The sequence below is a fragment of the Streptomyces sp. NPDC028314 genome (genome assembly GCF_055565795.1).
The window spans coordinates 1-19,751 of record NZ_JBVHTP010000019.1; the positions used below are offsets into that span (position 1 = coordinate 1).

At 71.9% G+C, this 19,751-nt stretch carries 15 protein-coding genes and 1 pseudogene; 11 read left to right on the forward strand and 5 right to left on the reverse strand.

Going from position 1 to position 19,751, the window contains the following annotated elements; translation table 11 throughout:
* Positions 1 to 127: 127 nt before the first annotated feature.
* The 8 genes from ACZ4TG_RS33345 (at position 128) to ACZ4TG_RS33380 (ending at position 8,884) form a co-directional block, all read left to right on the forward strand.
* On the forward strand, positions 128 to 2,215 hold the full coding sequence (locus ACZ4TG_RS33345) for a protein meaA (RefSeq protein WP_468170383.1): 2,088 nt from the start codon (positions 128 to 130) through the stop codon (positions 2,213 to 2,215).
* Entirely contained in the window at positions 2,212 to 3,204 is a 993-nt protein-coding gene (locus ACZ4TG_RS33350; protein WP_215018558.1) for an HpcH/HpaI aldolase/citrate lyase family protein, read from the forward strand. The genes ACZ4TG_RS33345 and ACZ4TG_RS33350 overlap by 4 nt, the downstream gene beginning before the upstream one ends.
* Before the next feature lie 4 nt (positions 3,205 to 3,208).
* Positions 3,209 to 3,721, forward strand: coding sequence for a MaoC family dehydratase (locus tag ACZ4TG_RS33355; protein WP_030010163.1), 513 nt, complete (start codon positions 3,209 to 3,211; stop codon positions 3,719 to 3,721).
* 2 nt (positions 3,722 to 3,723) lie between these two features.
* Positions 3,724 to 4,929, forward strand: a complete 1,206-nt coding sequence (locus ACZ4TG_RS33360; RefSeq protein WP_468170386.1) for an acyl-CoA dehydrogenase family protein — start codon at positions 3,724 to 3,726, stop codon at positions 4,927 to 4,929.
* Between the two features lie 186 nt (positions 4,930 to 5,115).
* Positions 5,116 to 5,772, forward strand: a complete 657-nt coding sequence (locus tag ACZ4TG_RS33365) for a phosphatidylserine decarboxylase (RefSeq protein ID WP_468170389.1) — start codon at positions 5,116 to 5,118, stop codon at positions 5,770 to 5,772.
* Between the two features lie 25 nt (positions 5,773 to 5,797).
* Positions 5,798 to 6,619: a CDP-diacylglycerol--serine O-phosphatidyltransferase gene (gene pssA, locus ACZ4TG_RS33370; protein WP_468170722.1), complete on the forward strand. Its 822-nt coding sequence runs from the start codon at positions 5,798 to 5,800 to the stop codon at positions 6,617 to 6,619.
* A 271-nt stretch (positions 6,620 to 6,890) separates the two neighbouring features.
* Entirely contained in the window at positions 6,891 to 8,375 is a 1,485-nt protein-coding gene (locus tag ACZ4TG_RS33375) for an AlkA N-terminal domain-containing protein (RefSeq protein ID WP_468170392.1), read from the forward strand.
* A 14-nt stretch (positions 8,376 to 8,389) separates the two neighbouring features.
* Complete coding sequence (locus ACZ4TG_RS33380; protein ID WP_468170395.1) at positions 8,390 to 8,884, forward strand: methylated-DNA--[protein]-cysteine S-methyltransferase; 495 nt, start codon at positions 8,390 to 8,392, stop codon at positions 8,882 to 8,884.
* 68 nt (positions 8,885 to 8,952) lie between these two features.
* Here the strand turns inward: ACZ4TG_RS33380 and ACZ4TG_RS33385 are convergent, their stop codons facing one another.
* The 3 genes and pseudogenes from ACZ4TG_RS33385 to ACZ4TG_RS33395 form a co-directional block, all read right to left on the reverse strand.
* Complete coding sequence (locus ACZ4TG_RS33385) at positions 8,953 to 9,381, reverse strand: hypothetical protein (RefSeq protein WP_468170398.1); 429 nt, start codon at positions 9,379 to 9,381, stop codon at positions 8,953 to 8,955.
* A gap of 43 nt (positions 9,382 to 9,424) precedes the next feature.
* Positions 9,425 to 9,925, reverse strand: a complete 501-nt coding sequence (locus ACZ4TG_RS33390; RefSeq protein ID WP_468170401.1) for an NUDIX domain-containing protein — start codon at positions 9,923 to 9,925, stop codon at positions 9,425 to 9,427.
* A 36-nt stretch (positions 9,926 to 9,961) separates the two neighbouring features.
* Positions 9,962 to 11,691 (reverse strand): annotated as a pseudogene (locus ACZ4TG_RS33395) (BCCT family transporter).
* 143 nt (positions 11,692 to 11,834) lie between these two features.
* Here ACZ4TG_RS33395 and ACZ4TG_RS33400 point away from each other — a divergent pair.
* On the forward strand, positions 11,835 to 12,983 hold the full coding sequence (locus tag ACZ4TG_RS33400; protein ID WP_468170404.1) for a glycerate kinase: 1,149 nt from the start codon (positions 11,835 to 11,837) through the stop codon (positions 12,981 to 12,983).
* A gap of 109 nt (positions 12,984 to 13,092) precedes the next feature.
* On the opposite strand, the gene ACZ4TG_RS33405 is transcribed toward ACZ4TG_RS33400, so the two are convergent.
* Complete coding sequence (locus tag ACZ4TG_RS33405) at positions 13,093 to 13,680, reverse strand: cysteine hydrolase family protein (protein ID WP_468170725.1); 588 nt, start codon at positions 13,678 to 13,680, stop codon at positions 13,093 to 13,095.
* 148 nt (positions 13,681 to 13,828) lie between these two features.
* Between ACZ4TG_RS33405 and ACZ4TG_RS33410 the strand changes: the two genes are divergently transcribed.
* Complete coding sequence (locus ACZ4TG_RS33410) at positions 13,829 to 14,812, forward strand: GlxA family transcriptional regulator (RefSeq protein WP_468170407.1); 984 nt, start codon at positions 13,829 to 13,831, stop codon at positions 14,810 to 14,812.
* Positions 14,813 to 14,821: 9 nt separating this feature from the next.
* Positions 14,822 to 17,614: a SpoIIE family protein phosphatase gene (locus tag ACZ4TG_RS33415; RefSeq protein ID WP_468170410.1), complete on the forward strand. Its 2,793-nt coding sequence runs from the start codon at positions 14,822 to 14,824 to the stop codon at positions 17,612 to 17,614.
* A gap of 49 nt (positions 17,615 to 17,663) precedes the next feature.
* Here the strand turns inward: ACZ4TG_RS33415 and ACZ4TG_RS33420 are convergent, their stop codons facing one another.
* Positions 17,664 to 19,736: a SpoIIE family protein phosphatase gene (locus ACZ4TG_RS33420; protein WP_468170413.1), complete on the reverse strand. Its 2,073-nt coding sequence runs from the start codon at positions 19,734 to 19,736 to the stop codon at positions 17,664 to 17,666.
* Positions 19,737 to 19,751: the final 15 nt, after the last annotated feature.

Sequence of the window (19,751 nt, forward strand, 5' to 3'; positions counted from 1 at the left end):
AAGGTCGGCGTCCTCGCCCTCGCACCCGAAGAAGGCCTCGGCGTCCGCGACCACGAGATGCGCGCCACGCACCTCGACGCCATCAACCGATTCCGGAACATCTGAAGTCCGCAGAGGATCGCCTGAGATGACAGAGCGCCAGAAGGACAGGCCGTGGCTCATGCGGACGTACGCCGGCCACTCCACGGCCGAGGCGTCCAACGAGCTGTACCGCCGCAACCTCGCCAAGGGGCAGACCGGCCTGTCGGTCGCGTTCGACCTGCCGACGCAGACCGGCTACGACCCGGACCACGTCCTCGCCCGCGGCGAGGTGGGCCGGGTCGGGGTCCCGGTCTCCCATCTGGGCGACATGCGGCGGCTGTTCCAGGACATCCCCCTGGAACAGATGAACACCTCGATGACGATCAACGCCACCGCCATGTGGCTGCTGGCGCTCTATCAGGTGGCCGCCGAGGAGCAGGGCGCGGACATCGCGCAGCTCCAGGGCACCACCCAGAACGACATCGTCAAGGAGTACCTCTCGCGCGGGACGCACGTCTTCCCGCCCGGGCCGTCCCTCCGCCTGACGACGGACATGATCGCCTACACGGTCAGCCACATCCCCAAGTGGAACCCGATCAACATCTGCTCGTACCACCTCCAGGAGGCCGGGGCCACCCCGGTCCAGGAGATCTCGTACGCGATGTCGACCGCGATCGCCGTGCTGGACTCGGTGCGCGACTCGGGCCAGGTCCCGGAGGAGCGCTTCGGCGAGGTGGTCGCCCGCATCTCCTTCTTCGTGAACGCGGGCGTCCGCTTCATCGAGGAGATGTGCAAGATGCGCGCCTTCGGCCGCATCTGGGACCGGGTCACCCGTGAGCGCTACGGCATCGAGAACGACAAGCAGCGCCGCTTCCGGTACGGGGTCCAGGTCAACTCCCTGGGCCTGACCGAGGCGCAGCCGGAGAACAACGTCCAGCGCATCGTGCTGGAGATGCTGGCGGTCACCCTCTCCAAGGACGCCCGCGCCCGCGCCGTGCAGCTGCCCGCCTGGAACGAGGCGCTGGGCCTGCCCCGGCCCTGGGACCAGCAGTGGTCGCTGCGCATCCAGCAGGTGCTGGCGCACGAGAGCGATCTGCTGGAGTACGAGGACATCTTCGCGGGCTCGCACGTCATCGAGGCCAAGGTCGAGTCCCTGGTGGCCGAGTGCCTGGCCGAGATCGACCGGATCCAGGAGATGGGCGGCGCGATGGCGGCCGTCGAGTCCGGCTACCTGAAGTCGCAGCTGGTCTCCTCGCACGCCGAGCGCCGGGCCCGGATCGAGGCCGGCGAGGACAAGATCGTCGGCGTCAACTGCTACCAGCAGACCGAGGAGAACCCGCTCACCGCCGACCTGGACGGCGCCATCATGACGGTCGACGGGGCCGTGGAGGCCCTGACCGTCGAGCGGATCCAGCGGTGGCGGGCGGAGCGGCAGGAGTCCTCGGAGCGGCAGGGGAACGGCGACCCGTTCGTCTTCCCCACCGTGATGCAGGCCCTGGACCGGCTGAAGGAGGCCGCGGCCGGGACCGAGAACCTGATGGAGGCCACGCTGGAGTGCGCCCGGGCGGGTGTCACGACCGGTGAGTGGGCGGGCGCCCTGCGCGAGGTGTTCGGCGAGTTCCGTGCCCCGACCGGGGTCTCCTCGGCCCCGGTGGCGGTCACCGCGGAGGAGGGCACCCCGATGGCCCTGGTCCGCGCGAAGGTCGCCCGTACGGCCGACGACCTCGGCTCCGGCCGGCTCCGGCTGCTCGTCGGCAAGCCCGGCCTGGACGGGCACTCCAACGGCGCCGAGCAGATCGCCGTCCGGGCCCGCGACGCCGGCTTCGAGGTGGTCTACCAGGGCATCCGGCTGACGCCCGAGGAGATCTCCTCGGCGGCGCTGGCCGAGGACGTGCACTGCGTGGGACTGTCCATCCTGTCCGGTTCGCACAGCGCGCTCGTCCCCGACGTGCTGGAACGCCTGCGTCTGGCGGGGGCGGGCGACATCCCCGTCATCGTGGGCGGCATCATTCCCAATGCCGACGCGGTGACACTCAAGGCGGCCGGGGTGGCCGCCGTGTTCACCCCCAAGGACTTCGGCATCACGGAGATCATCGGCCGTATCGTCGACGAGATCCGCAAGGCCAACAAGCTCGATCCCATCAACAGCGCCGACAACGCTGACGTCGTTGAAAGCACGGAGGTTCCCGCATGACCACGCCCTCTTCCCCGGTCAACCGGCTCCGGCCGCGCCGCTCCTGCCTCGCGGTGCCGGGCTCCAATCCCCGGTTCCTGGAGAAGGCGCAGGGCCTGCCGGCCGACCAGGTCTTCCTGGACCTGGAGGACGCCTGCGCCCCGCTCGCCAAGGAAGGCGCCCGCCACACCATCGTGGACGCGCTGAACAACGGCGACTGGACGGGCAAGACCCGGGTCGTGCGCGTCAACGACTGGACCACCCACTGGACGTACCGCGACGTGATCACGGTCGTCGAGGGGGCCGGCCAGAACCTCGACTGCATCATGCTGCCGAAGGTCCAGGACGCCCAGCAGGTGGTGGCCCTCGACCTGCTCCTGACCCAGATCGAGAAGACCATGGGCTTCGAGGTCGGCAAGATCGGCATCGAGGCGCAGATCGAGAACGCCAAGGGCCTGGTGAACGTCGACGAGATCGCCGGCGCCTCCTCGCGGCTGGAGACCATCATCTTCGGCCCGGCCGACTTCATGGCCTCCATCAACATGAAGTCCCTGGTCGTGGGCATGCAGCCGCCCGGCTACGGCGCGGACGCCTACCACTACATCCTGATGCGGATCCTGATGGCGGCCCGTATGCACGACCTCCAGGCGATCGACGGACCCTTCCTCCAGATCAAGAACGTGGACGGCTACCGCGAGGTGGCGGGGCGCGCCGCCGCCCTCGGCTTCGACGGCAAGTGGGTGCTCCACCCCGGTCAGGTCGACGCGGCGAACGAGGTCTTCTCCCCCTCGCAGGAGGACTACGACCACGCCGAGCTGATCCTGGACGCGTACGACTGGTGCACCTCCGAGGCCGGCGGCAAGAAGGGCTCGGCGATGCTCGGCGACGAGATGATCGACGAGGCCAGCCGAAAGATGGCCCTGGTCATCTCCGGCAAGGGCCGCGCCGCGGGCATGCAGCGCACCACCAAGTTCGAACACCCCTCGATCGAGAAGACGGCGGAGGCGTAGGGCCATGCAGTTCGGACGCACGTACGAAGAGTTCGAGGTCGGGGCGGTCTACAAGCACTGGCCCGGAAAGACGGTCACCGAGTACGACGACCATCTCTTCTGTCTGCTGACCATGAATCACCACCCGCTCCACATGGACAGCAACTACGCCGAGAACACGACCGATTTCGGCAAGAACGTGGTCGTGGGCAACTACATCTACTCCCTGCTGCTGGGCATGTCGGTCCCCGACGTCTCCGGGAAGGCCATCGCCAACCTGGAGATCGAGTCCCTGCGGCACGTGGCGCCGACCTTCCACGGCGACACGATCTACGGAGAGACCACGGTCCTCGACAAGACCCCGTCGAAGTCGAAGAACGACCGCGGCATCGTCTACGTGGAGACCAAGGGCTACAAGCAGGACGGCACCCTCGTCTGCGTCTTCCGGCGCAAGGTGATGGTCCCGACCGAGACGTACATCAAGGAGCGCGGCGGCGAGCAGCCCGGCCGCCCCACGCTGAAGGAACAGGGGAAGTAGCCATGGCCCGACTCGCCCAGACCGCCGGGCTGAACGACGTTCAGCGGGAGATCCTCAAGACCGTCCGGGAGTTCGTCGACAAGGAGATCATCCCGGTCGCGACCGAGCTGGAGCACCGCGACGAGTACCCGCAGCAGATCGTCGACGGCCTCAAGGAGCTCGGCCTCTTCGGCCTGATGATCCCCGAGGAGTACGGCGGTCTGGGTGAGTCGCTGCTCACCTACGCGCTGTGCGTCGAGGAGATAGCGCGCGGCTGGATGTCCGTCTCGGGCATCATCAACACCCACTTCATCGTGGCGTACATGCTCAAGCAGCACGGCACGCAGGAGCAGAAGGACTACTTCCTCCCGCGGATGGCGCTGGGCGAGGTGCGCGGCGCGTTCTCGATGTCCGAGCCGGGGCTGGGCTCGGATGTGTCGGCGATCACGTCGAAGGCGGTGAAGGACGGTGACGAGTACGTCCTGAACGGCCAGAAGATGTGGCTGACGAACGGCGGCACGTCGACCCTGGTGGCCGTTCTGGTCCGGAGTGACGAAGGACACGCCGAGGGCACGGCGCCCCACAAGTCGATGACCACCTTCTTGATCGAGAAGGAGCCGGGCTTCGGTGAGGTCCGTCCGGGCCTGACCATCCCTGGCAAGATCGACAAGATGGGCTACAAGGGCGTCGACACGACCGAGCTCATCATGGACGGACTGCGCATTCCGGCCAATCGGGTCCTCGGGGGCCAGACCGGCCGAGGGTTTTACCAAATGATGGACGGGGTCGAGGTCGGCCGCGTCAACGTGGCGGCACGTGGCTGCGGCGTCGCTCAGCGTGCATTCGAGCTGGGTGTCTCGTATGCCCAGCAACGTCACACTTTCGGCAAGGCGATCGCGGAACACCAGGCCATCCAGTTCAAGCTGGCCGAGATGGCTACCAAGGTCGAAGCCGCCCATGCGATGATGGTCAATGCAGCACGCAAAAAGGACTCCGGGGAACGAAACGACCTCGAAGCAGGGATGGCGAAGTACCTCGCCTCCGAGTACTGCAAGGAGGTGGTGGAGGACGCGTTCCGTATCCACGGCGGATACGGCTTCTCGAAGGAGTACGAAATCGAGCGCCTCTACCGGGAGGCACCGATGCTGCTGATCGGTGAAGGTACCGCCGAGATCCAGAAAATGATCATTGGGCGACGCCTGCTCGAGGAGTACCGACTCCAGGGCTGATAGTCCCTTTTGCGGGGAATCATCCGAAGATTTCTCGCCGAAGAGTCACTACCAGTCACTGGCCGACGGCCACCGACTCGGCTTCTGGCTTGCCCAGTTGTTGCGCGCAACCGATAGCATTCCAGTAAAGCCGCCGTCCCGTCCCCCCGTTTGCGGCGCGGCAATCACCCGCTACGAAGGTCATCCATGCCCCACAGCCAAACCTCTGCACCTCGCGTCGGCCTCCTCGGTGGACGTCTCGCGCGCGGAGCATCGCCGTGGCTTCTGCCGACCGTCGCCACCGCGGCGCTCAGCCTCACCCGGGCGCGCAAGTCCGGGCGCTGGGCCGCGGTGGCCGTGCCCGCCACCGCGCTCGCCGCGGGCATGCTGTGGTTCTTCCGCGACCCCGAGCGTGAGATCACGCAGGGCCGCGTCATCTCGCCCGCCGACGGTGTGGTGCAGAGCATCATGCCGTGGAAGGACGGGCGTACCCGCGTCGCGATCTTCATGAGCCCGCTGAACGTCCACGTCAACCGCGCGCCCCTGGCGGGCACGGTGACGTCCGTGGAGCACATCCCCGGCGGGTTCGTCCCGGCGTTCAACAAGGAGAGCGAGAACAACGAGCGCGTTGTCTGGCACTTCGACACCGAGCTCGGCGACATCGAGATGGTGCAGATCGCCGGTGCCGTCGCGCGTCGCATCGTCCCGTACCTGCCGGCCGGCACCAAGGTGGAGCAGGGCGAACGCATCGGTCTGATCCGCTTCGGCTCCCGCGTCGACATCTACCTCCCCGAGGGCGTCGAGGTCGCGGTCGAGGTCGGTCAGGCCACCACCGCGGGGGTGACCCGAATTGACCGTGACTGACCCTGAGACTCCTGCCACAGGCTGGGTGCCCGAGGCCAAGGAGGAGGACGCGGACGCGGAAGACATGCCGCTCTCCCTGCGGCTGTCGATAGCGGACACCCTCACCCTCGGCAACGCCACCTGCGGATTCATGGCGGTGTACTTCACCACCACCGGGATCCTCATCCCGCACCTCACCGGCAGCGGTGAGTCGGGCATGGCCCGGCACAGCGCCGCGACGGCAGTGATACTCATGCTGCTCGCCGCGGTCTTCGACCTCTTCGACGGGATCGTGGCCCGCAAGCTGCGCAGCTCGCCGATGGGCGCCGAGCTGGACAACCTGTCCGACCTGATCAGCTTCGGGCTGGCGCCGGCCTATTTCGTGCTCGTCTACGGCATGGTCGCCGACGACGCGCACCAGAAGATGTCGGCCCTGGCCGCGATCGTGGTGCTGCTGGCCGTGGTGCTGCGCCTGGCGAGATTCAGCTGCGTGACGATGAAGGACGGCATGTTCCAGGGCATGCCGAGCCCCTTCGGCGCGCTGACGGTCGTCTCGATCGTGCTGCTGGAGCTGCCGTTCGTCCCGACGCTGCTGGCGATCATCGGGGTGGCCTGGCTGATGGTGAGCCGGGTCGAGTACCCCAAGCCGCGAGGAGTCCTCGCGGTGGCGATGCTGAGCTGGATCGTCGGGGCGATGGGGCTGCTGGCGGCCTGGGCGTTCGACGCCCCGGGCGGTCAGCTCCTGCTCCAGACCGGCTGCGCCCTGCAGATCGCCCTGGCCGCGACCATCCCGCTGTTCGCGACGACCCGTCGCGCGAACACGTTCCGCCACAACCGGCGCGAGGCCCGGGCCGCACAGACCCCGTAGCCCCGCCCGCACCTCCGAAAGGCCCCCGGATGCCTCACCAGGCACCCGGGGGCCTTTCGCGTGCCCGGGGGCTGGGGGCCGGGGGCTGGGCGGGGGGGGTGGCGTGCCCGGCGCGCCGGGGGGCTGGGAGGTCCCGGGGTGCCCGGGGGCTCGGCGGGCGTCACCGGGGTCCGGGCGGCACCCGGGAGCGGCTCGGCGAGACCCCGCGGCGGCTACGCTTGATGTCGGAAAACCGCCAGCCCCGGCGGATCCGGCCCGGGATCCTGGAGCCATGTACACCGACACCGACCGCTGCGTCAGGGCCGTGCAGTCGAAGGACGCCCGCTTCGACGGCTGGTTCTTCACGGCCGTGCTCACCACCCGGATCTACTGCCGGCCCAGCTGTCCCGCGGTGCCGCCCAAGGTCCGGAACATGACCTTCCTGCCCAGCGCGGCCGCCTGCCAGCAGGCCGGGTTCCGGGCCTGCAAGCGGTGCCGGCCCGACACCTCCCCGGGGTCCCCCGAGTGGAACGCCCGCGCCGACGCCGTCGCCCGCGCCATGCGGCTCATCCAGGACGGGGTCGTGGACCGGGAGGGCGTGCCCGGGCTGGCCTCCCGTCTCGGGTACTCCACCCGGCAGGTGGAACGGCAGCTCAACGCCGAGCTCGGGGCCGGGCCGCTGGCCCTGGCCCGGGCCCAGCGCGCGCAGACCGCCCGGCTGCTGATCGAGACCTCCGCCCTGCCGATGGGCGACGTGGCCTTCGCCGCCGGGTTCTCCTCGATCCGTACCTTCAACGACACCGTGCGCGAGGTCTTCGCCCTGTCCCCCAGTGAGCTGCGGACACGCGGCGAGAAGGCGGCCGGCCGCGACAAGCCCCGGATCCCGGGGACGATCAGCCTGCGGCTGCCGTACCGGGCCCCGCTCAACCCCGACAACCTCTTCGGCCACCTCGCCGCGACCGCCGTCCCAGGCGTCGAGGAGTGGCGGGCGGGCGCCTACCGCCGCACCCTGCGCCTTCCGTACGGCACCGGCGTCGTCGCGCTCACCCCGGGGCCCGACCACATCGGCTGCCAGCTGGCCCTGACCGACCTGCGCGACCTCACCATCGCCATCAGCCGCTGCCGCTGGATGCTCGACCTCGACGCCGACCCGGAGGCGATCGACGAGCAGCTGCGGTCCGACCCCCTGCTGGCCCCGCTGGTGGACAAGGCTCCCGGGCGCCGGGTTCCCCGTACCGTCGACGCGGCGGAGTTCGCCGTACGGGCGGTCCTCGGGCAGCAGGTGTCCACCGCGGCCGCGCGCACGCACGCCGCCCGCCTGGTCCGCGCGCACGGCGAGCCGGTCGCCGACCCCGATCCCGAGGGCGGGCTCACCCACCTGTTCCCGTCGCCGCAGGCGCTGGCCGGGCTGGACCCGGAGTCCCTGGCCCTGCCGCGCAGCCGCCGCGACACGCTGACCACCCTCGTCACCGCGCTGGCCGACGGCTCGCTGCCGCTCGGCATCGACAGCGACTGGGAGGCCGCGCGGGCTCAGCTGGGCGCGCTGCCCGGGTTCGGCCCGTGGACCACCGAGGTCATCGCGATGCGGGCGCTGGGCGACCCCGACGCGTTCCTGCCGTCGGACCTGGGGGTCCGGCGGGCCGCGCAGGGGCTGGGGCTGCCGTCCACGCCCGCGGCGCTGACCGCCCGGGCGGCCGGCTGGCGGCCCTGGCGCGCGTACGCCGTGCAGTACCTGTGGGCCACCGAGGACCACGCCATCAACCACCTGCCCGTCTGAGGAGTACGACCGCCATGAACAGCAAGCAGCACACCGTCGTCGACAGCCCCTACGGCCCGCTCACCCTCGTCGCCACCGAAGGCGTCCTCAGCGGTCTGTACATGACCGACCAGAGGCACCGGCCGGCCGAGGAGTCCTTCGGGGAACGCGTCGCGGCCACCGAGGAACCCTTCCCGGAAGTGGTCCGGCAGCTGGGCGCGTACTTCGCCGGGGAGATCAGGGAGTTCACCGTCCCGCTCCGGCTGGAGGGCACCGCGTTCCAGCGCAGCGTGTGGGAGCAGCTGGTGCGCATCCCCTACGGCGAGACCTGGTCGTACGGACAGCTCGCGGACAAGCTCGGCAAGCCGGGCGCCTCCCGGGCGGTGGGCCTGGCGAACGGGAAGAACCCGGTCGGCATCATCGTCCCGTGCCACCGCGTCATCGGAGCCTCGGGCAGCATGACGGGCTACGGCGGCGGGGTCGACCGCAAGGTCCGGCTGCTGGCCTTCGAGTCCGGCCGGCAGCTCTAAGGGGTGCCCTGCCGTTCAGGGGGTGTCCTGCCGGCCGGGCCGGGCCCGGCCCGACCGGCAGGACACCTCTAGATCACGACCAGCGGGACCAGCAGGGCGAAGCCCGCGCCCGCCTCCACCGCGTAGGCGTACAGCGAGGGGTGCTGGACGGGTGCGGCGAGCAGGACCACGCTCTGCTGCTCGGCGGCGGCCGCCACCCATTCGCCGTCGGCGCCGAGCTTGCCCTGGTACCAGCCCTCGCAGCTGCCGGGGCCGGTCACGGCGAGGAGGTCGTCCTCGCGGCGGTAGAAGGCCTGCCAGCCCTCGGCGGGGACGGACCAGCCCTCGAAATCGCTGAACTCGGCCCATCCGCCGTCGCGGATCGCGCCGTCGAACAACCAGACCGGGGTCCCCTCCGGGGTGACCTCGCCGCTGGACTGCTGGTCGGTGGTGAAGTGGACCATGGGGAGGGCGTCGGGCCCGTCGGCCGTGCTGGGCCAGGCGTACATCGTGATCATTGCTGAATTCTGTCCTGCTCGAAGTAGGCCTGCTGTAACGGTGCTACGCGTCCGCCGGGCGGCGGCCGTTCTCCAGCTCGGCGGTGCTCTCGCCCGACTCCAGGACGCGGTAGGCCTCTTGGGTGCGCCGGCCGAGGGATCCGAGGAGGTACGAGGTCAGTTCGGCGGGCCCGACCAGCTTCCAGGAGACCAGCTCCGACTCCTGGAGCCGGATCGCGGCCAACTGCTGCGCGTCCAGCACGCCGCCGTCGTAGAGGTACGCGACGAGCGGCGGACGGCCCTCGCCCACGCTCCAGTCGACGGCGAGCAGCCTGCCGAGCGGCAGGTCCAGCCCGATCTCCTCGGCGCTTTCGCGGCGGGCGGCCGTGCGCGGGGACTCGCCCGTGTCCGATTCGACGGTGCCGCCCGGGAGCGCCCAGCCCTCCCGGTAGTTCGGCTCGACGAGGAGCACCCGCCCCTCGGCGTCGCGGTAGAGCGCGGCGGCGCCGGCCAGCACCCGGGGCAGGCTCGCGATGTAGGTGGCGTAGTCATCGGTGGTGGTCACGCCGCAACCCTACCCAGCCGCCCCGGGGTCCGTGGATCACGTCCGGGGGCCACCGCCGCCGCCGTCCTCGCGGTCTCGCGCCTTGGACTCCGCGACGCGCCGCAGCCGGTGGTGGCGGGCCGGGCCCTGTTCGGTGACGGCGTCGCCGACCATGGCCTTGACGGCGTCGCGCATGCCGTGGAGGGGGTGCGCCCGGGCCGGGCCCGCGCCGGGGTCCTCGCGCAGTTCCCGTACCAGGGCCCAGCACAGCAGGAGCATGACGATCACGAAGGGCAGCGCGACCAGGATGGTGGCGGTCTGCAGGGACTTCAGGCCGCCCGCGACGAGGAGGACGGCGGCCACCGCGGCCATCAGCACGCCCCAGGTGACGACGAGCCAGGTGGGCGGGTTCAGGGAGCCCCGGCTGGTGAGCGAACCCATGACCAGGGAGGCGGAGTCCGCGCTGGTGACGAAGTAGGTCATGACCAGGGCCATGGCCACCCAGGAGGTGACGGTGGCGAGCGGGAGCGCGTCGAGCATCGCGAAGAGCGAGGCCTCGGCGCCTTCCTTGACCTCGGCGGCGAGGTCGGCGGCGCCGGTGGAGTCGAGCCGGATGGCGGTGCCGCCCATCACGCAGAACCAGACGACGGTGGCGCCGCTGGGGACCAGCAGGACGCCGACGAGGAACTCGCGGATGCTGCGGCCGTGCGAGATGCGGGCGATGAAGGTGCCGACGAACGGGGCCCAGGACAGCCACCAGGCCCAGTAGAAGATGGTCCACGCGCCGAGCCAGGCGCTGTCGGTGAAGGCGCCGGTCCGGGTGGCCATGGGCAGCGCAGCAGGTTGTGCAGGTAGCTGCCGACGCTCGCCGGGATCACGTCGAGGACGTAGACGGTCGGGCCGAGGACGAAGACGAAGAGCATCAGGGCGGCGGCCAGCACGATGTTGATGGTGCTGAGCCACTTCACGCCCTTGTGCAGTCCGGAGAAGGCGGAGAGCACGAAGGCGGCGGAGAGCGAGCCGATGATGATCAGTTGGAGCGTGGTGGAGTCCTCGGCACCGGTGGTGATATTGAGCCCCTTGGCGACCTGGAGCGCGCCGAGCCCGAGGCTGGTGGCGGTGCCGAAGACGGTCGCGAAGACGGCGAGCAGGTCGACGGCCCTGCCGGGCCAGCCGTTGGCCCGCTCCTCGCCCATCAGCGGGACGAAGGCGGAGCTGAGGCGGTTGCCGCGGCCCTTGCGGAAGGTCGCGTACGCGAGGGCGAGACCGGCGATGCCGTAGATGGCCCAGGGGGTGAGGGTCCAGTGGAAGAAGGAGTAGTCGAGGGCCGCGCGGGCCGCGTCGCCGGTGCGGGGGGCCGCCCCGGAGGCGGGCGGCGGGTTCAGGTAGTGGGTGAGCGGCTCCCCCACGCCGAAGAACATCAGGCCGATGCCCATGCCGGCGCTGAACATCATGGCGATCCACGCGAGGTTCGTGAACTCGGGCCTGGAGTCGTCGGCGCCGAGCCGGATCCGGCCGAAGCGGCTGATGGCCAGCACGACGCACATGACGAGGAAGACGTCGGCGGCGATGACGAACAGCCAGGCGAAGTTGCTCAGCACCCAGGCCAGGGCGGTGTCCGAGGCGGTGTCGAAGGAACTCTTGCCGAGTGCCGCCCAGGCGACCACGACGAGCACGGCCACCACGCCGATCGTGACCACCTGGAGGTCGGGAGCGCCGCCCTCCGGGTCGCCGGGCCCCCCACCTGGGGTATCCGGACCTGCGTGTTCCAGTGAATCCGCGCTCATGCGGCCACACTATGCAGGCGTATATCCCTCTTTATGGGCATGCCGCGCCGGGTGTGGCCCAGGCCACCCATGGGCATAGGAGGATCCTCCGGATAGGCTCATGGTGGCGCGACTGCACTGTTCGATAGCAAGGGATTAGCAAGGTGACGGACGGAGCAGTAACTGAGACCGCGCGCGTGCTCATCGCCGCGGACAAATTCAAGGGCTCGCTCACGGCCGTTCAGGTCGCGGAGCGGGTGACGGCCGGCCTTCGCAAGGCCGTCCCGGGCGTGGAGATCGAGACCCTCCCCGTCGCGGACGGCGGCGACGGTACGGTCGCGGCCGCCGTGGCGGCCGGTTTCGAACGCCGGGAGGTACGGGTCACCGGGCCCCTCGGCGACCAGGTCACGGCCGCCTTCGCGCTGCGCGACGGCACCGCGGTGGTCGAGATGGCGGAGGCCTCCGGGCTCCAGCTGCTGCCCAAGGGCGTCTTCGCCGCCCTGACGGCGACCACGTACGGCTCGGGCGAGCTGCTGAAGGCCGCGCTGGACGCGGGCGCGCGCTCGATCGTCTTCGGCGTGGGCGGCAGCGCGACCACCGACGGCGGCGCGGGCATGCTCGCGGCGCTGGGTGCGGTGTTCCTGGATGCGAACGGCGAACCGGTCGGCCCGGGTGGCGGCGCGCTGGCCTCACTGGCCTCGGCGGACCTGTCGGGCATCGACCCGCGCTTCGCGGACGTGGACTTCGTCCTGGCCAGCGACGTGGACAACCCGCTGACGGGTCCGAAGGGCGCTCCGGCGGTCTACGGCCCGCAGAAGGGGGCGTCGCCCCAGGACGTGGCGACGCTCGACGCGGCGCTGGCGCACTTCGCGGTGGTGCTGGAGAAGGCGATCGGCCCGAAGGCCGCCGAGTGCGCGGTGCTGCCGGGCGCCGGTGGTGCGGGCGGGATCGGCTACGGGGCGCTGCTGCTCGGTGCGACGTTCCGTCCCGGTATCGAGCTGATGCTCGAGGTGCTCGGTTTCGCTCCGGCCCTGGAGCGGGCCACGCTGGTCATCACCGGTGAGGGCTCGCTGGACGAGCAGACCCTGCACGGCAAGGCCCCGGCGGGCGTCGCGGCCGCGGCCCGGGCCGCCGGCAAGCCGGTGGTCGCGGTGTGCGGCCGTCTGCTGCTCGACCAGGAGGCCCTGGAGGCGGCCGGGATCCGGCGGGCGTACCCGCTCACCGACCTGGAGCCCGACCCGGCGAAGTCCATCCCGAACGCCGGTCCCCTGCTGGAGCAGGTCGCGGCCAACATCGCCGCCGACGTGCTCTGACCCCGTCCGGCCCCGCGAGGCCCGGCCCCCGAACGCGGGGTCGGGCCTCCGCCGTATCCGCTCCGGGGCACGGGGGGCAGCGGCCGGTCCGCCGGTCCGTCTCCCGAAACTACGCGGTGGCCCGGGCGCGGGACGCCGAGAGCAGCTGAGCGGTGCTCACCACGCGGGCGAAGCCGCCGCCCTGGAGGTTGACGGCCGTGGCGGTGGCCAGCTCGTCGGCGGTGAGGCTCAGGCCCCCGGGCCCGGCGAGGTCGAAGGTGTGCGTGGCGTCGAGGGGCACGAGGACGTCGTAGCCCAGGTTCCCGGCCATCCTGGCGGTGGTCTCGACGCACATGTTGGTCTGGATCCCGGCGACGACCAGCTGGCCGACGCCCTGGGCGGTGAGCCACTCGGCGAGGTCCGGGGTGCCGTAGAACGAGGAGTTCACGGTCTTGGTGACCAGCAGCGCGGCCGTGTCCCGCCGGTCCTCGACGAAGTCCTTGAACGCGTGGCCGGGGTGGTCGGGGGCCAGTACGGAACCGGGGCGCGAGGCGTGCCGCACGAGCACCACCGGGCGGCCGGTCTCCTGCCAGGCGTCCATCAGGGCGGCGAGGTTGGCCTCGGCGGCCGGGTTGTTGCGCGGGCCCCAGAAGGACGCGTCGTCGAAGCCCTTCTGGACGTCGATGACCAGCAGCGCGCTGTTCCCGGCGATCCCGATCCCGTTCGCGTTCTCCTGCGCCTTATCGTTCGCGTTCTCGTTCGCGTTCTCGTTCTCGTTCTCGTTCGTCGTCATGGCTTCATCCTGTCCACCGGGCTCCCGGCCCGACAGCGGCTCCGCCGACCCGAACCGATGGGATCCTGCCACCATGGCAGCCATGCACCGGATCGCGATCGTCGTCCAGCCCGGCATCCGCGCCTTCGACCTCGCCGTCATCACGGAGGTCTGGGGCCCCGACCGCAGCCGGGCCGGAGTCCCGCCCTTCGAGCTGCGCCGCTGCGCCCTGGACACCGGGCCGATCTCCCTGCCCGGCGGTCTGACCCTGGCCCCCGACCGCGGCCTCGACTGGCTCACCCGGGCCGACCTGGTCGTCGTACCGGCCCTCGCCGAGCCCACCGACCCGACCCCCGAGCCCGTCCTGGCGGCCCTGCGGGAGGCGCACGCGCGGGGCGTGCCCGTGGCCGCGCTCTGCGCCGGGGCGTTCGTCCTCGCCGAGGCAGGGCTGCTGGAGGGCCGCCGGGCGGTGACCCACTGGTGGCTCGCGCCGCAGCTGGCCGCCCGCCACCCCGGGGTCCTCGTCGAGGAGGCCCCGCTGTACGTCGAGGACCGCGGGATCTGGACCTCCGCCGGGGTCGCCTCGGGCATCGACCTCTGCCTGCACCTGGTCCGCGAGGCCCACGGCGCGGAGGCCGCCGCGGCCATCGCCCGGTCCATGGTGACGGGCCCGTTCCGCACGGGGGACCACGCCCAGTACCTGGACCGGCCCACCCCGGCCGCCGACCGGACCGCCGAGGCGCTGGCCGCCGTACGGGAACGGGCCCTGCGCCGGCTCCACGAGCCCCTGGACGTGGCGACACTGGCCGGCTGGGCCGGGATGTCGCCACGTTCCTTCGCCCGGCATTTCGCCGCCGCCACCGGCACCACCCCGCACAAGTGGCTCCTCGGGCACCGCCTGGACGCGGCCCGCAAACTCCTGGAGCGCACCGACCATCCGGTGGCGGAGGTGGCCCGGCGGGCCGGGTTCACCAGCGAGGTCACCTTCCGCCAGCACTTCACCGCGTACGTCGGCACGGGTCCGCGCGCATACCGCACGGCGGCGGCCGCCACCCCCAAACCGCGTGGACAGTGTTAGAAATGGCTCATGACCGGACGTTCGGGTCGACCCCGGGGATCGCCGCCGGCGGGCCAGCCATCAGGCCTGCTCGCGCGCCTCTCCCTGGCGCCGAGCAGTGTCGCCGGTCAGGTGTTCGCGCTCCAGGCCGTGATCGTGCTGGTGCTGATCACGGCGGCCGCTCTGGCCCTCGTCTTCCAGGCGCGCTACGACAGCCAGCGTGACGCCGAGAACCGCTCGCTGGCGGCCGCCGAGGCCTTCGCCCACGCCCCCGGCCTGCCGCAGGCCCTCAGGTCCTCCGATCCCACGGCCGTGCTCCAGCCCCTGGCCGAGGGCGCCCGGACGGCCTCCGGCCTCGACTTCATCGCGGTCATGACCCCGCAGGGGGTCCGCTACACCGATGCCAGACCCGAGCTGATCGGGACGAGGGCCACCGGCGACCTCCAGCGCGCCGCAGCCGGTGAGTCCTTCACCGAGACCTTCACCGGAGCCCCGAGCGACGCAGTCCGCGCCGTGGTCCCCGTCCGGGACGCGAGCGGAGCCGTCGTCGGCCTGGTGTCCACCGGCATCGAGGTCGCCAACGTCGGCGACGTCGTCGAGGGCCAGCTCCCCCTGCTGCTCGGCGCCGCCGCGGGCGCCCTGCTGCTGGGCACCGGCGGCGCCGCCCTGGTCAGCCGCCGGCTGCGGCGCCAGACCCGCGGGCTGGGCGAGGCCGAGATGGCCCGGATGAACGAGCACCACGAGGCCGTACTGCACGCCGTGCGCGAGGGCGTCCTGATCATCGACGCCGATCACCGGCTGGTGCTGGCCAACGACGAGGCGCGGCGGCTGCTGGACCTGCCGCCCGACGCCGAGCAGCAGCACGTCGACGAGCTGGGCCTGGATCCGCGGACGACGGCCCTGCTGGCCTCGGGGCGCGTGGTGACGGACGAGGTCCACCTGGCGGGGGACCGGCTGCTCGCCGTGAACGTGCGTCCGACCAAGCCGTACGGCGGCCGCCCCTCGGGCAGCGTCATGACCCTGCGGGACTCCACCGAGCTCGCCGCGCTCTCCGGCCGCGCCGAGGTGGCCCGGGAGCGACTCCAGATGCTCTACGACGCCGGGGTGCGGATCGGTACGACCCTGGACGTGACGCGCACCGCCGAGGAGCTGTCGGAGGTCGCCGTACCGCGCTTCGCGGACTTCGTCACCGTCGAGCTGCTGGAGCCGGTGCTGCACGGGGAGGAGCCTTCGGCCACCTCGGAGGTGTACACGCAGATGCGCCGGGCGGCCATGACGGGGGTGCGCACCGACCAGCCGCTCCAGCCGGTCGGGGACATCATCCGGTTCGTGGTGCCGACCGCACCGATGGCGGCGGCCCTGAGCGCCGGGCGCGCGGTGCTGGCCGCGGACCTGAGCGCCGCCTTCGGCTGGCGGGCGCAGGACGCCGACGGGACGCGGGTGGCGCTCGACTACGGACTGCACTCGCTGATCTCCGTACCGCTCCAGGCGCGCGGGGTGGTCCTCGGGATGGCCAACTTCTGGCGGGCGGACACCCCGGACCCCTTCGACGAGGAGGACCTGTCCTTCGCGGAGGAGCTCGGGGCGCGGGCGGCCGTCTCCATCGACAACGCCCGCCGCTACACCCGCGAGCACGCCACCGCCGTGACGCTCCAGCGCAGCCTGCTGCCGCGGGTGCTGCCCGATCTGAGCGCGGTGGACGTCGCCTTCCGGTACCTGCCCGCGAAGGCCGGGGTGGGCGGTGACTGGTTCGACGTGATCCCGCTGCCGGGCGCCCGGGTGGCACTGGTCGTCGGGGACGTCGTCGGGCACGGGGTGCACGCGGCGGCGACGATGGGCCGGCTGCGCACCGCCGTGCACAACTTCTCCACCCTGGACATGCCGCCCGACGAGCTGCTGGGCCATCTGGACGAGCTCATCGACCGGATCGACCGGGACGAGAACGGCCCCGCCGAGGACGCCGGCGAAGGCTCCGAGGAGACGGCCGGCGTCACCGGTGCGACCTGCCTGTACGCCGTCTACGACCCGGCGTCGGGCCGCTGCACGCTGGCGAGCGCCGGGCACCCCGGGCCGGCGCTGGTCCACCCCGACGGGCGGGTGGAGTACCCCGAGCTGCCGACCGGGCTGCCGCTGGGCGTGGGGGGCATGCCCTTCGAGACCACCGAACTGACGCTGCCGGAGGGGAGCAGGCTCGTACTGTTCACCGACGGGCTGCTGGAGGACCGCGACCGGGACTTCGACACCGGTCTGGCGGTGCTGAGCGAGACCCTGTCGCGGTCCGGGCGCAGTCCCGAGCAGGCCTGCGCGGACGTGCTGGCGGCGCTGCTGTTCCCGGCGCCGAGCGACGACATCGCCCTGCTGATCGCCGACACCCGGCGGCTGGAGGCGGAGCGGATCGCGGAGTGGGACGTACCGGCCGACCCGGCGGCCGTCTCCCGGGTGCGCAACGAGGGCTCGGCGCAGATCGCCGCCTGGGGCCTGGAGGAGATCGCCTTCACCGCGGAACTGATCCTCAGCGAGCTGATCACCAATGCCATCCGGTACGGGGCGGCGCCCATCCGGGTGCGGCTGCTGCGCGACCGGACGCTGATCTGCGAGGTCTCCGACTGCAGCAGCACCTCCCCGCACCTGCGGTACGCGGCCACCACCGACGAGGGCGGCCGCGGGCTGTTCCTCGTCGCGCAGTACGCGGAGCGCTGGGGCACCCGGTACACCGAGCGCGGCAAGGTGATCTGGGCGGAGCTCCCGCTGACCGCGAGCGCGGCGGAGCCGCTGGCCGCGCTCACGCTGGACCTGGACGAGCTGGAGGGCCTGGCCTGGTGACGGGGCCCTGCCCGGCCAGGCGCGCGTCCCGGCCAGGCGGGCGCCCCGGCTAGGCGGGCTGCCGGGTGACCACCGTGCGGGCCAGCAGGACGGCCACGTCGTCCTGCGGAGCGCTCGGCAGCAGCCGCTCCAGGATCCCGTCGCACAGCAGCTCCAGCGGCTGGGCGGCCTGCTCCAGGGCCCGTGCGAGCCGGTCCATGCCCTGGTCGAGGTCCCGGTCCCGGGCCTCGATCAGCCCGTCGGTGTAGAGCACCAGCAGGCTCCCCGGGGGCAGCGGCACCTCCTCGGTGCGGAAGTCGTGCCCGCCCGTGCCCAGCGGGGTCCCGGGCGGACCGTCGAGGAAGGTGACCGTCCCGTCCGCGGTGGCCACGGCGGGCGGCGGGTGCCCGGCGCGGGCGATCACGCAGCCGCCGGTCGCAGGGTCGTGGACGGCGTACACGCAGGTCGCCATCTCGTCCTCGCCGAGGTCGGCCACCGTCGCGTCGAGCGAGCGGAGCATCCGGGCGGGCGGGACGTCGTACCGCGCGAGGGTCCGTACGGCCGTGCGGAGCTGTCCCATGACGGCAGCGGCGTGGATCCCGTGGCCCATCACGTCCCCGATGACCAGGCCGGTCCGCCCGCGGGGCAGCTGGATGACGTCGAACCAGTCGCCGCCCACGTCGTGGTCGCTGGCGGGCAGGTAGCGGCCGGTCAGTTCGAGTCCGCCGACCTCGGGGAGGGCGCTGTTGGTGAGGCTGCGCTGGAGGGTGAGGGCCGCCTGCCGCTGGGTGGTGTACATCCGGGCGTTGTCGATGTTGAGCGCCGCTCGGGCGACGAGTTCGTCGACGAGCACGCAGTCCTGCTCGTCGAAGGGCTCGCGCCCGCGCACCCGGGTCACGGCGACGGCGCCGAGCACCTTGCCGCGCGCGACGAGCGGGACCAGCCGCGCCGAGCCCAGGGTGGCGAGGTAGGACCGCAGGGCGTCGGCGCGCGGGTCGGTGATCAGCGCCGGGACGTCGGAGGCGTAGAGGTTCATGGCCCGGCCTTCGGCGACGACCCTCTCGTAGACGGTTCCGGCGGGGATCTGGAAGGTCTGGCCCGCGGCCAGCTTCGCGGTGGGCGCGGACGGGTCGGGGAAGCTGGCGGCGAGTCTGCGCAGCATCCCGCGCGTGGCGGCGCCCGCCGGTTCGTCGGGGTCGAGCACCGCTTCCAGGAGCTGTACGTCGGCCGAGTCCGCGAGCTGCGGCACCAGGAGCTCCACGATCTCCTGGGCGGTCTGCCTGAGGTCCAGGGTGGTGCCGATGCGGGTGCCGGCCTCGGCGAGCAGGGCGAACCGGGTCCGGGCCCGCTCGGCCTCCAGCTGGGCCCGCTGGCCCTCGGTGATGTCGATGAGGGAGGCGATCAGGCCGAGCCGGCGGCCTCCGCCGTCGAGCAGCGGGGCGTACGAGCAGGACCAGGTCCGGTCGTGGTCCGGGTCGGCGGGGGTGCGGCCGGTGCGGCGGACGTCGACCACGGCGGTGCCCCGGTCGAGCACCTGCTGCATCATCGCCTCCAGGGCGGTGGCGTTGACCCCGGGGACCACCTCGGTGAGCCGCCTGCCGAGGTGCGCGGCGGGGGACACGCCGTTCATCCTGGCCAGCGCCTCGTTGACGCGGAGGAACCGCAGGTCGGGGCCGAGGGTGGCGAGGCCGATCGGGGACTGGGTGAAGAGGCTCTGGAGGGCGGCGAGGGAGTCCCGCATGTGCAGGACCTCGGAGGTCTCCACGGCGATGAGCATGGCGCCCGTACGGCCCTGCGGGTCGGGGGCGGGCACGATCCACATCTCCATCGTCACGCGATGGCCGTCCCGGTGCCGCACGGGCAGGGTCCCGACGACGGTCTCGCCGGCCTGGACGCGGCGGGTCAGGTCGTCGGCGAGCTCGCGGTTGGCGTCGGGGACGAGGACGGCGGTGCCGAAGCGGCCGAGGATGTCCTCGGGGCGGTGGCCGAGCAGGTCCTGGGCGGCCAGCGACCACTCCACGACCCGTCCGTCGGCGTCCTCCCGCCACAGGGCGATCGGCAGCAGTTCACGGAGTACGCCGGCGTAGCCGACCGCCGCCACCGGCGGATCCGGCACCTCGCTCGTCGACTGGTAAGTGTCCAACGCACCGACCTCACC

Excerpts from the sequence above, each read along its gene's own strand:
- ACZ4TG_RS33345 (WP_468170383.1), top strand. The coding sequence starts at position 128 with ATGACAGAGCGCCAGAAGGACAGGCCGTGGCTCATGCGGACGTACGCC.
- ACZ4TG_RS33350 (WP_215018558.1), top strand. The coding sequence starts at position 2,212 with ATGACCACGCCCTCTTCCCCGGTCAACCGGCTCCGGCCGCGCCGCTCC.
- ACZ4TG_RS33355 (WP_030010163.1), top strand. The coding sequence starts at position 3,209 with ATGCAGTTCGGACGCACGTACGAAGAGTTCGAGGTCGGGGCGGTCTAC.
- ACZ4TG_RS33360 (WP_468170386.1), top strand. The coding sequence starts at position 3,724 with ATGGCCCGACTCGCCCAGACCGCCGGGCTGAACGACGTTCAGCGGGAG.
- ACZ4TG_RS33365 (WP_468170389.1), top strand. The coding sequence starts at position 5,116 with ATGCCCCACAGCCAAACCTCTGCACCTCGCGTCGGCCTCCTCGGTGGA.
- ACZ4TG_RS33375 (WP_468170392.1), top strand. The coding sequence starts at position 6,891 with ATGTACACCGACACCGACCGCTGCGTCAGGGCCGTGCAGTCGAAGGAC.
- ACZ4TG_RS33380 (WP_468170395.1), top strand. The coding sequence starts at position 8,390 with ATGAACAGCAAGCAGCACACCGTCGTCGACAGCCCCTACGGCCCGCTC.
- ACZ4TG_RS33385 (WP_468170398.1), bottom strand. The coding sequence starts at position 9,381 with ATGATCACGATGTACGCCTGGCCCAGCACGGCCGACGGGCCCGACGCC.
- ACZ4TG_RS33410 (WP_468170407.1), top strand. The coding sequence starts at position 13,829 with ATGGCAGCCATGCACCGGATCGCGATCGTCGTCCAGCCCGGCATCCGC.
- ACZ4TG_RS33415 (WP_468170410.1), top strand. The coding sequence starts at position 14,822 with ATGACCGGACGTTCGGGTCGACCCCGGGGATCGCCGCCGGCGGGCCAG.